The organism is Allobosea sp. TAB14, assembly GCF_052113865.1.
GTDB classification, from domain to species: Bacteria; Pseudomonadota; Alphaproteobacteria; order Rhizobiales; family Beijerinckiaceae; genus Allobosea; species Allobosea spartocytisi.
Genome location: NZ_JBFRDQ010000106.1, coordinates 1 through 13,944, shown reverse-complemented (window position 1 = coordinate 13,944; position 13,944 = coordinate 1). Strand labels below are relative to the sequence as shown.

17 protein-coding genes are annotated in these 13,944 nt (G+C 64.7%); 3 read left to right on the top strand and 14 right to left on the bottom strand.

Features of this window, described 5'->3' with window-relative positions; translation table 11 throughout:
- Window positions 1–162 precede the first annotated feature (162 nt).
- Window positions 163–648: a hypothetical protein gene (locus tag AB4Y99_RS16785; protein ID WP_441524107.1), complete on the bottom strand. Its 486-nt coding sequence runs from the start codon at window positions 646–648 to the stop codon at window positions 163–165.
- A gap of 28 nt (window positions 649–676) precedes the next feature.
- Between AB4Y99_RS16785 and AB4Y99_RS16780 the strand changes: the two genes are divergently transcribed.
- The 3 genes from AB4Y99_RS16780 to AB4Y99_RS16770 are packed head-to-tail and all read left to right on the top strand — an operon-like array spanning window position 677 to window position 3,808.
- The gene (locus AB4Y99_RS16780; RefSeq protein ID WP_441524106.1) at window positions 677–1,150 is read left to right on the top strand and encodes a hypothetical protein; all 474 of its coding nucleotides are present in this window, start codon (window positions 677–679) and stop codon (window positions 1,148–1,150) included.
- A 5-nt stretch (window positions 1,151–1,155) separates the two neighbouring features.
- Entirely contained in the window at window positions 1,156–2,733 is a 1,578-nt protein-coding gene (locus tag AB4Y99_RS16775) for a DUF3987 domain-containing protein (protein WP_441524105.1), read from the top strand.
- A 46-nt stretch (window positions 2,734–2,779) separates the two neighbouring features.
- Window positions 2,780–3,808, top strand: a complete 1,029-nt coding sequence (locus AB4Y99_RS16770; protein ID WP_441524104.1) for a hypothetical protein — start codon at window positions 2,780–2,782, stop codon at window positions 3,806–3,808.
- 149 nt (window positions 3,809–3,957) lie between these two features.
- Here AB4Y99_RS16770 and AB4Y99_RS16765 read toward each other — a convergent pair whose 3' ends face one another.
- The 13 genes from AB4Y99_RS16765 to AB4Y99_RS16705 all read right to left on the bottom strand — a co-directional run.
- Window positions 3,958–4,155 (bottom strand): hypothetical protein, encoded by a 198-nt coding sequence (locus AB4Y99_RS16765; protein ID WP_441524103.1) that lies wholly within the window; start codon window positions 4,153–4,155, stop codon window positions 3,958–3,960.
- A gap of 143 nt (window positions 4,156–4,298) precedes the next feature.
- A complete protein-coding gene (locus tag AB4Y99_RS16760) occupies window positions 4,299–4,955 on the bottom strand; it encodes an NrsF family protein (RefSeq protein WP_441524108.1) in 657 nt (218 codons plus the stop codon).
- Window positions 4,955–5,593, bottom strand: coding sequence for a sigma-70 family RNA polymerase sigma factor (locus tag AB4Y99_RS16755; protein ID WP_441524102.1), 639 nt, complete (start codon window positions 5,591–5,593; stop codon window positions 4,955–4,957). Before AB4Y99_RS16755 ends, AB4Y99_RS16760 begins: the two co-directional genes overlap by 1 nt.
- Window positions 5,594–5,668: 75 nt before the next feature.
- Window positions 5,669–6,178 (bottom strand): DoxX family protein, encoded by a 510-nt coding sequence (locus AB4Y99_RS16750; RefSeq protein ID WP_441524101.1) that lies wholly within the window; start codon window positions 6,176–6,178, stop codon window positions 5,669–5,671.
- Window positions 6,175–7,029 carry an HvfC/BufC N-terminal domain-containing protein gene (locus AB4Y99_RS16745; protein WP_441524100.1) on the bottom strand — a complete coding sequence of 285 codons (855 nt, stop codon included), beginning with the start codon at window positions 7,027–7,029 and terminating at the stop codon, window positions 6,175–6,177. The genes AB4Y99_RS16750 and AB4Y99_RS16745 overlap by 4 nt, the downstream gene beginning before the upstream one ends.
- Window positions 7,026–8,015, bottom strand: coding sequence for a hypothetical protein (locus AB4Y99_RS16740; RefSeq protein WP_441524099.1), 990 nt, complete (start codon window positions 8,013–8,015; stop codon window positions 7,026–7,028). The genes AB4Y99_RS16745 and AB4Y99_RS16740 overlap by 4 nt, the downstream gene beginning before the upstream one ends.
- A 15-nt stretch (window positions 8,016–8,030) precedes the next feature.
- Entirely contained in the window at window positions 8,031–8,930 is a 900-nt protein-coding gene (gene bufB, locus AB4Y99_RS16735; RefSeq protein ID WP_441524098.1) for an MNIO family bufferin maturase, read from the bottom strand.
- A 66-nt stretch (window positions 8,931–8,996) separates the two neighbouring features.
- Window positions 8,997–9,329, bottom strand: coding sequence for a BufA1 family periplasmic bufferin-type metallophore (locus tag AB4Y99_RS16730; protein ID WP_441524097.1), 333 nt, complete (start codon window positions 9,327–9,329; stop codon window positions 8,997–8,999).
- A 269-nt stretch (window positions 9,330–9,598) separates the two neighbouring features.
- Window positions 9,599–9,883: a putative quinol monooxygenase gene (locus AB4Y99_RS16725; RefSeq protein ID WP_441524096.1), complete on the bottom strand. Its 285-nt coding sequence runs from the start codon at window positions 9,881–9,883 to the stop codon at window positions 9,599–9,601.
- 521 nt (window positions 9,884–10,404) lie between these two features.
- Window positions 10,405–11,904: a tripartite tricarboxylate transporter permease gene (locus AB4Y99_RS16720; RefSeq protein ID WP_441524095.1), complete on the bottom strand. Its 1,500-nt coding sequence runs from the start codon at window positions 11,902–11,904 to the stop codon at window positions 10,405–10,407.
- Window positions 11,905–11,915: 11 nt separating this feature from the next.
- Window positions 11,916–12,365 (bottom strand): tripartite tricarboxylate transporter TctB family protein, encoded by a 450-nt coding sequence (locus tag AB4Y99_RS16715; protein WP_441524094.1) that lies wholly within the window; start codon window positions 12,363–12,365, stop codon window positions 11,916–11,918.
- Window positions 12,366–12,466: 101 nt separating this feature from the next.
- On the bottom strand, window positions 12,467–13,267 hold the full coding sequence (locus AB4Y99_RS16710; RefSeq protein WP_441524093.1) for an enoyl-CoA hydratase/isomerase family protein: 801 nt from the start codon (window positions 13,265–13,267) through the stop codon (window positions 12,467–12,469).
- Window positions 13,268–13,279: 12 nt separating this feature from the next.
- Window positions 13,280–13,944, bottom strand: a 665-nt coding sequence (locus AB4Y99_RS16705) for an acetate--CoA ligase family protein (RefSeq protein ID WP_441524092.1), incomplete at its 5' end; no start/stop codon positions are given.

The window sequence follows — 13,944 nt, the reverse complement described above, 5'->3', positions numbered from 1 at the left end:
CCGTACCGGTTCAAGAATCGGGACCCGGCCACTGCCTTGTCGGTCGCCGACCGTACTCCGGTGGTCGCAAGCGGCGTGATGCGCGCGGAATAGCATCTGGGCAGCCATCCAAAGGGCTGCTCACTCTCCAAAGCTCAAACGTGATTCAGGGCCTATTCGCGGTCACCTGTCCGCCGTCTCTCCGGAACGGATCACCCGACGGCGCTGATCCGTATTTTCTCTCAGTGGCGCGTTTATCGCGTCAAGCAGGCTTAGGCCCTTTCCGGTCATCTGGATCTCGTGGCGCCGCAGTGCGTCGTTATAGGTTTTCGACAGGACCTTGTGCCCCGGCACGCGTCGCGTCCCCTCTGCCAGCACATCGACATGTCTCATGAAGCGCGCGTAGGGGATGCCTGCTCGCTCCGCCAGAGTCTTTGCGGACGGCTGATCGCCGCTGCTCAACGCGACCTCAAGGAATGACGCGAGGGTTGCGATCGACACGTCGGGCATGACCTCACGCGCTGCTTTCAGCATGTTCCGCGCCTGCTGTGTTCGGGCCTCATCGATCGGCGGAAAAAAGAAAAAGAACACCGGCTGCACCTTTGCGTTGGCGGCGGAGAGTGCCAGTGATCGACCGCTCTTGCAATCGCGCGAATCCAGTTTTAGCATGTTTTCATGTTTTATGTGGATTCATGCAATGTCGAAACACGATGATCGCGCCTGGAACGCCGCCTACCGGGCCCGCCGCCCCGACACGGCCGACACCGGCCTGATGAGCAATGGCGTGGCCGTGCTGATCGGAGACGCCGAATTCCCCGCCGACGGGCACGCGGCTTCCCACCCCGACGTGCAGTGGGACCGCGTCCGCCTGCTGCGCGAGGAGCTGCGGCTCATGCGCCAGGGCTGGCAGCCGAGCGATGCAGAGCTCGCGACCGCCAGGACACTGACGGATGCGGTCCAGATCATCGACGATGATAGTGATCTGCCGGTGCTCATCGGCATGGTGGGAGACGACATCGTCCAGACGGACTCCGTGGCCGCGATCGATGTCGGCGGCCGCCGCTGGGCACGCACGGTCAGCTGCTGGGTGCGCCTGCTGGGCTCCGTCGCCTTGCGGGAGGGCGACCCGATCTCGCCCGTCATCATCGCCCATTTCGATCGCGGGGAGTGAGTCTCATGCCGGACGACGCGCAGAATATCGATCCCACGAAGCCGAGCGCCGAAGGCGCGCCCCGGGATCATGCCGCTGCGGTGACGCCGCCGCCCAGGCTGCCACGACCCGTCCCGATCCGACGGCCGCAGCCCCCGCACACGATCGCCGGCCTGGCGACGTCCGCCTCCATCGCCGTTATCGCCACTTCATCATCCGTGGCCAAATTCGATCTGGCGGAACTCGGCGATGCGGATCTGGCTGCCGATGTGACGGCGTTGGCGCAGGGCTACAATCTCGATGTCGGAATGCCGCTGGTCAGTGTGCTGGTGAGTGCGGCCACCGCTCTGGGATCGCTGGTGCGTATCGAGATCGGCGGCGCCTGGATCGAGGCGCCTGTTCTCTGGGGGATGATGGTCGCTCCTCCCGGCTCGCGAAAGACCGCAATGGCAGCGCTGCCGAAGAGCCTGCTGGGAACGATCGCGGAGGACGAGAAGACGGAATGGATACAGCGGCGCGAGGCCGCGGCGCGCGAGAAGCGCAAGCTCGAGATCGAGTGGTCGATCTACGATGCGGACTGCCGCCGGGCCGTCCGCAAGGATTTTCCCTACCCTGAGCCGCCTGCCAGACGCCCCGACGCCGTCGTCGTGCCAATCCGGCCCGGCATCGTCATCGAGGACTCGACCATCGAGGAGATCACCGAGAGGCTGGCGGGATCGCCGCGCGGTATCCTGGCGGTGTCCGACGAGGCGAGCACCATGCTGGCGCGCGGGCGCAACACCCGTGCGCTCATGCTACAGGCGACGAGCGCCGGCTCGCTGCGCGTTGGCCGGATCAGCCGCGAGAGCCGCGAGCTGACGTCATTCTCGGTATCGGTCTTGACGGGAACCCAACCGGACAGGGTGGCCGGCTTCATCGGGGGCGAGGACGATGGTCTTGCTGCCCGCTTTCTCTGGGTGTGGGTGAGCGAGACACCGTCGCCGCGGATCGCCCGCGTTCCCTTGAAGCTCGACCGGCTGCTGGAGGTCATCGCGCGGCTGCGTGCCATGGGAAAGGGCGAGGAACTCGTCGTCATCCCGATGAGCGAGGAGGGCATCGATCGCCTGGAGCGGGCGATGGGTGTCTGGCGGGCCGAGGGCCGCAAGCGCGGCGGTCTTGTGCAGAGCTGGTACGAAAAAGCCCCCGGTCACGCCTCGCGACTTGCTCTCGTGCTGGAGGTCCTGGTCCAGGCCCGGGCCGGCGAGAAACTGCCGACCGTCATCTCGGTGGCGCGGATCGAGGCGGCCATCAGCCTGATCGACAGGCTCTTCGCTCCGGCGATGGCAATGGTCGCGATGCATATCGGCCAGGATCGCGGCGAGCGCATCAGGAGCAACCTGATCCAGCACCTCGGCAACAATCACGTCGAGCGCTTCCGGGCGCGTGACCTGCGCCGCACCCATACCCGGCTGTTCGGCACGCCCGGCCAGTTCGAGGACGCTCTCAGGGCGCTCGAAGCCGACGGCGTTCTCTCGCGTGCGGATCGCCAGCCGGGAGCCCAGGGACGCAGCCCCGGCGACTACCTTGTCAATCGGGCGAAGCTCCCGGCCGCCATCGTGAGCTGAAAACGAGGGCGTTACCTCGGGAGTAACGGGGGTATCCGATATGCCGATGCAGGAACCCACACGTACTGCCAAGACCGAGAGGCGTTACAGCGAGCGCTTCGGGCAGCTCTGGCGGCGGGCTTCGAAAGAGCTCGACCGCTCGATCGGGGTCGTCGATCTGGTGCGCCGCTTCCTCGTCTGGTCAGAAGATCTGCGCTCCACCTCAGTGAGACAATACCGGGCGGCGATACAATTCGGGCTCGAAAGGCTGGCCCGGCGCGAACCTCACCTGCGTACCGAGGTCGTCGAAGCCTTGGCCATGCTCGACCAGTCCCGCCAGCAGGAGCCTGCGGCAGCGCAGGCCAGGAAGCCGAAAACCGCCGCCCCATTGCGCACCTCGGCGAGCAAGGCCAAGGCCATCAGCGACGCGGACTTCGACCGCATCATCACGGCTGCGCCGCTCTACCGGTCGCAATACACTGACGATCTCAAGGCGTTCATGAGCGCGAATATCCTGGCGGGCCTGCGTCCCATCGAGTGGCATGGGACCATGATCAAAATCGTCGGTGACACCTTGATCATGACCGTTCCGAATGCCAAGCACACTAATGACCGCGCGCACGGGGCCAGCAGGACCCTGATCTTCGAGGAGATTGACCCCGTCAGCCGCGAGCATCTGTTCGCCTGGACGGATCGGGTCAATCGCATGTCCCTCGATGCCTATGAGAGACTGCTCATGCGTATCGAGGAGCGCTTGCGCGTGATCACCAACGCGCTGTTCCCGCGGCGCAAGCTGCGACCGACAGCATATTCACTACGGCATGCCGTCTCCGCGCGCCTGAAACGTCACTATATAGGCAATGCCAAAACACCGGAGGAACGCGATCTCGGCGCGACCATTGTCGCTGCGCTCATGGGCCATGCCGCCGACGACACCGCCAGCCACCATTATGGCAATGCGTCTGGTAACGGCGGCCGAAGTTACCCGATCCCGAAGGCCGATCCCGCCGAGGTGGCGCGTATCCGGCCAAAACTCGCCGACAGCCGCAGGAAGGTGCACGACATGATCGCGCGGAAACGGCCTAAGCCACGATGACGGCGAAGGAGTTTGCGACGGTCGGAGCGCGTAGGCGTTTTGGCATTTTGGCAACGGAGGTATACGGGGAGCAGAGCCCCCGATCCTCGCGGCCATCTCGCGCCAGAAGCAGCCATTGGGCTACCTCCGGAAAGCGGACACACTAAGCGTCAGTCCGCATAGACACGCAGTGTTGTCCGCATGGCTTCGATCAGCAGGCGCGTCGTCGGCTTGGGTGAGCCGCGCGTGCGACCGACCAGGGCGAGCGGTGGTAGAGCAAGATAGGGTTCGGTCAATTTCCTGAAGACGAGCCCGCCGTGCTGACATTCGTTCGCTACGTCCGGCCGATCGGGCAGTGAGACACGCATGTGCCGCCGCAACCAGTCGCTTGAGCATCTGGATCGAGCTCGTCTCGACGGTCGGCGGCCATATCGACTGTTTGGTCGGCGACTTTTCGATTTCTCCTCCCCATGTCAGCCCCTTCGTCAGCAACTGGAGCAACCTTCGTCGCTCAATCTCTCTGCTCACTTGTGGCGTGCGACATTCTCCGACTGAAGAGAGCAGCGCCTGCGAGGAACAGTACAGCCGTACCCAGATTCCATCCGAGGATCATCGCGGTGGCGTCGAGCGGATGGAACATCGAGAGAGCCGTCGAGGTGATCGCCGAAACGGCGAGGCTCCCCATCAGAATGACCGATGTGGGCCGCAGCGCCGCAGCGTAGCGGAGCATCGTCAGCATCAGCAGCGACAGAGGCAGGCTGGTCAGCACGAGGGTCGCCAGGCAACCCGACGCGGCCTCGACGGTGATCGCTCCCGGCGGGACCGGTACCCAGCCAGCGAAGCACTGGTAGCCGATGGTCGATAGCCAGACGACGAGGGCGGGGACCGGCAGCAGAAGCCATCGGCGGGAGCGGTCCGGCAGGCTGACGAAGAAGGTGGCGATCGTTGCGAATATGCCTGTCAGGAGCGACGAGACCATGTTGATGGCGAACACGGCATCCTGCATGCGCTCGGCGAATTGCGGCCGCACGCCATGGCTCACCGTCATGAGGCCCATGATCGCTGCGGCAAGCAGAAGCCACCCAGCAGCACGAACCAGCGGCGGACGAAGGCGCCGGACCGGCGGCACGTTGGTGGCGAGGGAACGGATCAGACCGGCGGTGTCCATCACGAATCCCTCCGATCCGATAGCAGCGTCCGCAAATTGCGGAGCGCCCGATGGGTCGCCATCTTCAGCGAAGCGATCGAAAGGCCGGTGGCATCGGATGCTTCCTTCAGCGACATTTCCTTCAACTTGAGGAGATCGACGGCAGTCCTTTGAATCGGCGGCAAGCCGCCGAGGGCTTCCGTCAAACGACGATTGTCGAGCGTATCGTCCGCATCGTTGGCCGATGCGGCGGTCGCCTCATGCTCCGTGGTGAGCGGCGCCTCTCGCAACATCTGTCGGCCGCGTCGGCGCAGCCGGTCGATGGCACGACGATGGGCGATACCGACCAGCCAGGGACCGAACGGTCGCGAGGGATCATAGGTGTGCCGGATCGAATGGAGGGTCAGCAAAATATCCTGCACGGTGTCTTCGATATCCCAATGGTCCTTGTGCCATCGCCTGACCAGCGATCGGAGATAGGGCGTGATCTCCTGGAGGAGACGCAGATAGGCAACCGTATCGCCGTCCTGCGCGCGTGCCATGAGAATCGTCCAGTCGAGGTCGCGCGATGCGGCGGCCCCCTCATCTCTCGCCGTCTCACCGGTCGTCGCGCCGTCCGAGGCGACTAGCGTCAGCCGCCGCCGCCCGTCGTTACGCATCGCGCCAGCTCCCGGATACAGCGGATTCGAACGAACGATCGCCGTGGAACCCGATACGGAGTCCGCAGCACGGCATCATCTCGCTCCCGGCCGGCCGGATCGGGCGACGCCCTTGTCGATCCACTGGTCGACCGAGAGTGCACCAGGACCGATAGCCATGATGCTGATGGCCAAAGCTGCCCAGTACAAGTGGAAATTGGCCCAACCGTCGGGAAACACCAACTGGATCACGCCGGTCATGACCAGCAGACCGAGCGCGGCAAGACGCGTCCCGACGCCGAAGATCAGCAGGGTGGGAAGCACGATTTCCGCGATCGCCGTCAGCAGCGCCAACTGCTCGGGTGCGGGAAGCGCGTATTCACCGCCGAAGATATGTAGCTTGAACTCCTCTTCGAACAGGAACTGCGTGCCCAACGAGAGAGACAGGAAGCCGTCCCACCGTGTCAGGCCGGAACGGAGGAAAGGAAGTGCGAGGGCGATGCGCAACACCGGCGGCGCGACATGGTGCGCGACTGCCTCCAGCCCGACAAGCCCATGACGGACCGTTGCAGCAGCCCTGCTCGACAAGGTCGACGACACGTTCATGCAGCCTCCACCGATCGTGCTGGCGTCATGTCGCAGCCCACGATCACCTTTGCCTCGATCATGCCTCGCAAAACGCCCGCGAGATCGAATTGAGGGCTGACGGACAATCCTTCCTTCACCGCCTCGACGATCGGAGCGCCGGCCTGCAGCTCTTTCATGAAAGCCGCGGCACCGACCGGCAGGCGCCGGATCTCGACCTCCGCCTCGGGACGCGCGACGAGCGCATCATCTTCGCTTGCCTCGAGCGACGTCGCAGTGACGTCGTCACCTTCGATATTGACCTGCCAGATCCCCACGATCGGAAAGGCCGAGCGCACGATGCGGATGGAAGGGTGTAAAACGAGCCGCAGCCTTGGCAAGCCGTCCGCCGGTACCTGTGCCAGAGCGGAAGGCGGCAATGACGATGCCTCAGCCGCGTGATAGGCCTCCACCCATGCCCGCTCCAGGCGCGCCACGTCTTCGAGATAAGGAAGCGTGGCGGCGGGCTCGAAGCATCCGACGAATGCGGGAAAGCCGGCTCCGTAGTCGAGCATGATCGGCGAGGCCGGCGGTTCCGCCATCGCATAGTCGCGCGCCATGGCCGTGAAAAATTCCTCGCCCACCAGGCGACGGACCACCGGATAGGCCGCTTTCAGCGTCTCGATCAGCCCGACGACGACATTGTTGCGGTAGACGGCGAAGCGCTTCGCACTAGGCCGTCCGTCAGGGCCGACCAAGCCGGCGGGAGCAGGCTTGTACGGGTCGAGGATCGCGCGGGCGAAGTCGGCCTGCCGGTCGGCGAACCCCTGCGTGGCGGGAGCCTCCTCGTGGCCTTCGGGCGGCGAGGCCAAAACACCGATGGAATCGATCATGCCCGCTCCTCCCGATGGGGGCGCCGGACGACGTTGGTCCAGAAGGCCCGGAGGCTATCGACGCCGCCGGCCGTCGAGCTCCACAGGGTGGCATCGCCAACCAGCAGCGTGCCGGCAAACGCATCCTGCCTCGACTGCAGCAAGGCATCGAAGGTGGTGCGACCTCCGGCCGTGAAGGGGTGGGGTGGAGCCGCGAGGTCGATCTCCTGCCGGGCCATCACCGCGAGCTTGGTCAGGGCTTCGCCCATGCGCTCGAAATGCGGCAGGTGCGGATGCAGATTGAAGGTCCTGACGCCCGACAGCAGGTGAAGTCGGTCGAGCGAGGGATCGACCTCGATCGGCCTCGGCGTGCCGTCGGCCTGTGCGGCTGGACGCAACCCGAACCGGTTCTCGACGGGAGCGCCGAGGCCGGCGAGCAGCGAACGTCCAAAGCCCCCGAAGCCTTGCCTAGGCGGGATGGTCTTGTCGCCATGGTGGAGGAAGTCCTCGACCTGCCGCGCCACCGTCGCCTCGTGAGTGTCCAGTTCCTCCTCGCCGATGTCGTGATGGGGACCGACGAACAGGAGATTGTCGGAGGTCGAGAGAAAGGAGCGGATGAATTCAATCTCCGCATCACTGGCTTGCTGATCCGTTCGCAGCGAGTCGAAGCTGATGACGATGAGTGTATCGACGCCGTCGAGAACATCGGGCCCGAGCGGAACGAGYCGTCCGTCAGTGCCGACACGCTCGATCTCGACGACCGGATGCCCGGTGGCCGCCTCCGCCAGTTTCACGAATGCCACGAAATTCTGCTTCATGATGTGATCGAGGAAACCGGCAATCCCCTGGTCGAAACGCGAGGGATCGCTCAGCTGCTCGAAGCGCGGATAGAGCATCCGGCGGCTCTCGAAGAGAGCCGGAAAGCGACTTTCGATGATGTCGAGAGGAGCTCCGGTCTCGTCCGGTCGGCTCCAAGCGTAATAGATCGCAACTCTCCGCCTTGGCATTTTTTACCTCCGAGATCAGTGCGCGTGAGCCGGCGCGTGAGCACGCCCGCGTATGCCGACGACATCGGCCATGACTCGCTCGGCGCGCTCTGCCTCGGCCTTCAGCGTCGGCCAACCGGGCACGTTCGCATCCCATTCGATCAGTGTCGGAACCGCCCCGATGCGCTCGATCACATGGGCGAACAGATCCCAGACGATCGCCTCGACCGGGCGGTCATGTGCGTCGATCAGCAGGGGTCGGCCTTCCTCGTCGGTGTCGGGCGCAAAACCGGCCAAATGGATCTCTCGCACATGGGAAAGCGGATAGGCATCGAGATAGGCGATTGGATCCCAGATCTGGTTGGTGCAGGCGACGTGGACGTTGTTGACGTCCAGCAGCAAGCCGCACCCGGTCCGCCGCGCAATCTCGGCGATGAACTCCGTCTCCAGCCAGGTGCTCTCGGTGAAGGCGAGATAGGTGGAGGGGTTTTCCAGCAGCATCTGTCGCCCGAGGGCGTCCTGCACCTGATCGATATGCTCGACCACGCGCGCAAGCGTCTCGTCCGTATAGGGGAGTGGAAGCAGATCGTTCAGGAAGCCGACATCGTGGCTCGACCAGGCGAGGTGCTCCGAGAACAGCGCCGGCGAATAGCGATCGATCAACTGCCGCAGACGCGCCAGATGATCCTCGTCGAGGGGGCGGTCCGCGCCTATCGAGAGCCCCACGCCGTGAAGCGACAGCGGATAGCGTTCGCTGATCGCCGAAAGGTAGCGATGCGGCGGCCCGCCGGCACCCATGTAATTCTCTGCATGAACCTCGAAGAAGCCCATGTCGGGAGATGTCTCCATGATCGTCCGATAATGCTCGGCCTTCAGGCCGACGCCGGCCCGTTTCGGCATCGGGTTCCGGGATGGTTCGAAGGTCGCGTCCGGCATGGGCTTCACCTCGGTCGATGTGATGGAGGAAGTGGCCGGGCCTTCGCGGCCCGGCCGGGCGGTCGATCAGGCCTTGGGCTTGAGGCTGCCCATCCCGTTCGGGGTGGACATCGTCGTGCACGAGCCAGTCGGGACCAGCTTGAACGCGTTGCCCTGATAGTTGGCGGTGCTGGTGCCCGCGCAGGTCGTGCCGGCGCCGGCATAGCAGTCGTTCTGGCCCTTGAGCGCGACGCCGAAGCAAGGCTCGACCTTGCCGGACTTCACCTTTACGGTGTTTTCGGCTTGGATCTTCTTCTGCTGCGCAGTGAAGTCCTGCGCGCTCGCGGGGGCGGCAGCGAGCGTGCCGAACGCGGCGGCGAAGGCACCGGCCACCAGCGTGGACATCAGGCGATCGGACATATTGGTTCTCCTGTGAAGTTGAGCCAGCACGTCGTTTGCGGCTGGCGGAATGGCCGCCTTTCCGGCGCGCCTATAAGATGGTTCGTTGCGACGTGCTCCGAGGTAACGCTGCCTCGGAGAAATTTGTCTGGCGGTCTTCGCCGCATGGCCTGATCAGGGGCTAGCGAACGGCTGCGCCGCCGGTTCCTCCCATCGTCGGCGCATGCCATCCTTCGATTCTGAATGGCGGTTTTGCTCGTCGGGCGCTCGAACTCAGGGCTTCTTTTGGCTCAGGCTGCCGGCTTCGACGCGATCACCGCGCTCGGGTGCAGTTCGGGATCGGCGGCCAGAAGTTCGGGCACCGTCGCGAAGATCTGGGCGGCAGCGCTGCCGGACATGTGGGCGTTCAGACTTGCCTCGCTGTCGAACAGGTCGACGAGGAAAATCCTGTCGGCATCTGCATTCGACCGCAGGACGAGCCAGAGCGTCGTGCCCGTTTCCGCTTCCACCGCGGGCAGTGCGGCCGCGATCCTCTTGGTTGCTTCCTCGCCCATGCCGGGCTTGGCCTTGAACACGACGACACCTGCTATTCTTGTCATGGATTCACTCCTTTCCGCTGTTCGGTTAGCGAGGCCGTGAGGCCCCACGAATGGAGGTTCGTCGGGAGACTGGGAAAGGTCACGCAATGATCGGCCGGTTCGTCGTCGGGCCGAGGCTGCCCCGGTTCGTCAGCAGAACGGCGCCGGCCGGCCAGAACGAGGACAAGTGCCTTAACGGCGAAGACAGCGCAGGCGATGGCTGCTCCCTCCATGCGTGTCATCAGCGCCGCTTGTCCGGTGCAGTCGACAATGCTGATGGTGAACGGAATGCTCGTCGAAGCGACCGCCTCGATCGCAGCTTCGCTAGTCTTCCGGACCCTATCGAGGGGCATGGTGACGGGGAGTTCTTCTTGAAAGACGTTGCTTTCTCGGCGTTGACACGGCGCCGGCCCGCCGAGCCCGAGACGGCTACAGGCTGTCGAGCCGGCGAGGTCCTGGTCGCGCGGTACGACCATGATGCTATCGGCCTATGGATCCCGTAATCGCCCCCGCAGAATTCATTCCGCGAAGGCCTGCTCCCGCCTACTTCTGACGAAGGGCAGGACGGCCACGACCAATACGGCCAGCGCCAAGATCAGCAGACCTGCCGAGATCGGCCGGGTCGCGAAGATCGAGACGTCGCCGCGCGAGAGCAGCAACGTGCGCCGCAGATGTTCCTCCATCATCGGTCCGATAATGAAGCCCAGGAGCAGAGGCGCGGGCTCACAATCCAGCTTGATCAGCAGATATCCTCCGAGCGCGAACATCACCATCGTGAAGACGTCGGCGATGTTGCTGTTCACGCTGTACACTCCGATGCAGCAGAAGGTGATGATGCCTGGGAACAGTAGATGATAGGGGACGGTCAGAAGCCTGACCCAGATTCCGACGAGCGGCAGGTTGAGCACCACCAGCATGAGGTTGCCGATCCACATCGAGGCGATGACGCCCCAGAACAGATCAGGTCGCTCGGTCACGACATTCGGCCCGGGCGTGATACCCTGCACGATGAGCGCGCCGATCATCAGCGCCATCACCGGGTTCGACGGCACACCCAGCGTCAGCATTGGGATAAACGACGTCTGCGCGCCGGCATTGTTCGCGCTCTCGGGGCCGGCCACGCCCTCGATGGCGCCCTTGCCGAAGCGCCCAGGCTCGCGCGCGATCTTCTTCTCTATCGCGTAGGATGCGAAGGAGGAGAGCATGGCGCCGCCGCCCGGCAGGATGCCCAGTAACGAGCCGATAACGGTCCCACGAATGATCGGCCAGGTGATCTGCCGCATGTCCTTCAGCGAGAGCATTAGGCTCCTGAACCCGGCTTTCACGGCCGTCCTGTCCTCCTCAACCTCGAGATTTCGGATGATCTCGCTGAGGCCGAAGACGCCCATGGCGACCGCCACGAACTCGAAGCCCTCGGCCCATTGTGGGATGGCGAAGGTCAGCCGCAACGTATTTGTATAGATGTCCTGACCGACAAGTCCGAGAAGGAGGCCGAGCACGATCATCCCGAGTGCCTTCACGATCGAGCCTGAGGCGAGCACGATCGAAGCGACCAGGCCGAGCACCATGAGCGCGAAATACTCGGCTGGTCCGAATTCCAGCGCAACCTCCGCGAGCGGCGGCGCGAAGACCCCGAGCAGGAAAGTGGCGAAAGTGCCGGCGACGAAGGAGCCGATCGCTGCGGTCGCGAGGGCGGCACCGGCCCGGCCTTGCCGCGCCATCTGGTAACCGTCGATGGCGGTGACGACGGACGAGGATTCTCCAGGCAGATTGATCAGGATCGCAGTCGTCGAGCCGCCGTACTGGGCTCCGTAGTAGATGCCTGCGAGCATAATCAGCCCCGACACGGGGGGCAGTCCGAAGGTCACGGGCAGGAGCATTGCGATCGTCGCGATCGGCCCCAGGCCCGGCAGCACCCCCACCAGTGTGCCGAGGAGGCAGCCCAGCAGGCAATACCAGAGGTTGTCGAGCGTCAGGGCAACCGAAAGCCCGAGGCCGAGATTATGCAGCAGCTCCAACCCGCCCTCCCCTAGAACCAAGTGCCCAGAACCGGGATGCTCAGGCGCAGCCCGAGAATGAATACGACCCAGCAGAGAGCCATCAGGACGACTGCTGTCGCCAACGCGCTGGCCGGCCGGGACTGCCGGCTGGCGAAAGCGGACAGGAGCGCCGTCGCCGCCACCGCCGGAACGAAGCCGAGCGGCAAGAGGACGAGCCCGAAGACGACAGGACTGGCTAGGATGATGGCCAGTCCGCGCCAGGGCACGGCGACCTCCTTCCCCTCTCCGCTGCGCCAACCCCTGAGGATGAGGACCAGGCCGATCGCGACGAGCGCAAGCGACAGCAGCGAAGGGAAATAGCCCGGTCCCATTCGATTGGCTGTGCCGAAGGACAGATGGCGTGCGCTGAGTGCGAACGTCCCGCCCAGCGCCACGAAAAGCGCGCCGCAGAGAATGTCCTGTCGAATCCGCAGAAGCATCGCGTGTGTTCCCACTCGGTCACCGGGTTCGCCCGGGACCCTTCCTCTGGCCCGGGACCGCGACCCGGCCCCTTGCGCCCCGATCAAACCTGAAGGCACGGTCACCCGGCTTCGCTGACGCGCTTCGCCTCGCGGCGCGCCAGGAACCGACCCATCATGGCCTGCGGCTCACCCTGGGCGTAGCATTCCATCTGTGCCTCTATGCCGGCGGAGCAGACCTCGTCGAAGTCGGCTTGCGTTGTGTCGCGGAAGCGCTTCTTGGTCAGCCGGACCGCCGACCTGGGCAGCGAGCCGAGTAGCTTGGCGCGCTCGACGGCCCGCTCCAGCAGCACGTCAGGCTCGGCCAGCTCCGTCGCCAGGCCGATTTCGTAGGCACGCTGGCCATTGATCAACTCGCCCGACAGCGAGAGCTGAACCGTGTGCGTCCGGCCGACATGCAGGCCAATCAGATACGGGCCCACGATGCTCGCGACGCCGACCCGAACCTCGGGTTGACCCCATTTGCTCTTGGGCGTCGCAACTCGCCAGTCGGCGCAAAGCGCGACATGCATGCCGCCGCCAACACAGATGCCGTCGATCGCCGCGACGCTCGGCTTCGCGAGATCGCGCAGCGCCTGATACATCGCGCGCTGGTGCTGTTGCCACGCGGCGATGCCGTCCAAACGAACGGTGCTGGCCTCGTCCAGATTCTGGCCCGAGGAAAAGGCCGTCACATCGGCCCCCCGGATGATGATCGCATCGACTCCATCGTCGCTGTCGAGCGCCTTCAGACTGGCGATCAACGCGCTGCGGGCCGCACTCGTAAAGGAATTCAGGCGGTCCGGCCGATTGAGCATGACGACGCCGATGCGATCCTGGACCTGAACGATCACATCGGCGGGGGGAAGCAGTGCCTGCGACACGCGTGCCATCCTTCAGTTGAACTCGACCACGGCGTCCACGGCGAGCGCGCCACCGCCGGGCAGCACGATCAGAGGGTTGACGTCGACCGATCGCAGCGTCTGGCGAGAACTCGCGGCGAAGTCGCCGAGCGCCACCGCGGCTCTAGCGAGCGCATGGACATCGAGCGGAGGAACATTTCGGTAGCCGTTGAAGAGCGGGCTCAGCCGCAGCCCCATGCAGGCCGTGACGGCCGCTTCCTCGCTGAACGGCGCCATCAGGGACGTCACGTCGCGGCGAAGCTCGATCAGCGTACCGCCGTCGCCGATCATGACGAGCGGCCCGAGCCGGTCGTCCATCGCCACGCCGAGAGCGAATTCATGGCCCCCGCCGACCATCGGGGCGACGATCACCGCAGGGTCGTCGATATCGAGCGTACACAGGACATCGAGGCACTGGCGTGCCGCCTCGGCTGCGGCGGCGGCCGATTGAAGACGCAGACGTACCAGCCCGAGTTCGGATTTGTGCCGAATGATGGCCGCGCAGCCCTTGACGACGACGCTCTCGGCGCCGAGCTCCTCGAAGGCGGCGCGAGCCTCCTCTGGACTGCGGCACAGCCTTCGTTGCACTGTCGGCACGCCATACTGCTCCAGCAGCGACAGGCTCAGATGTTCGTCGAGCAGGCCGCTGTGGGCGTGAC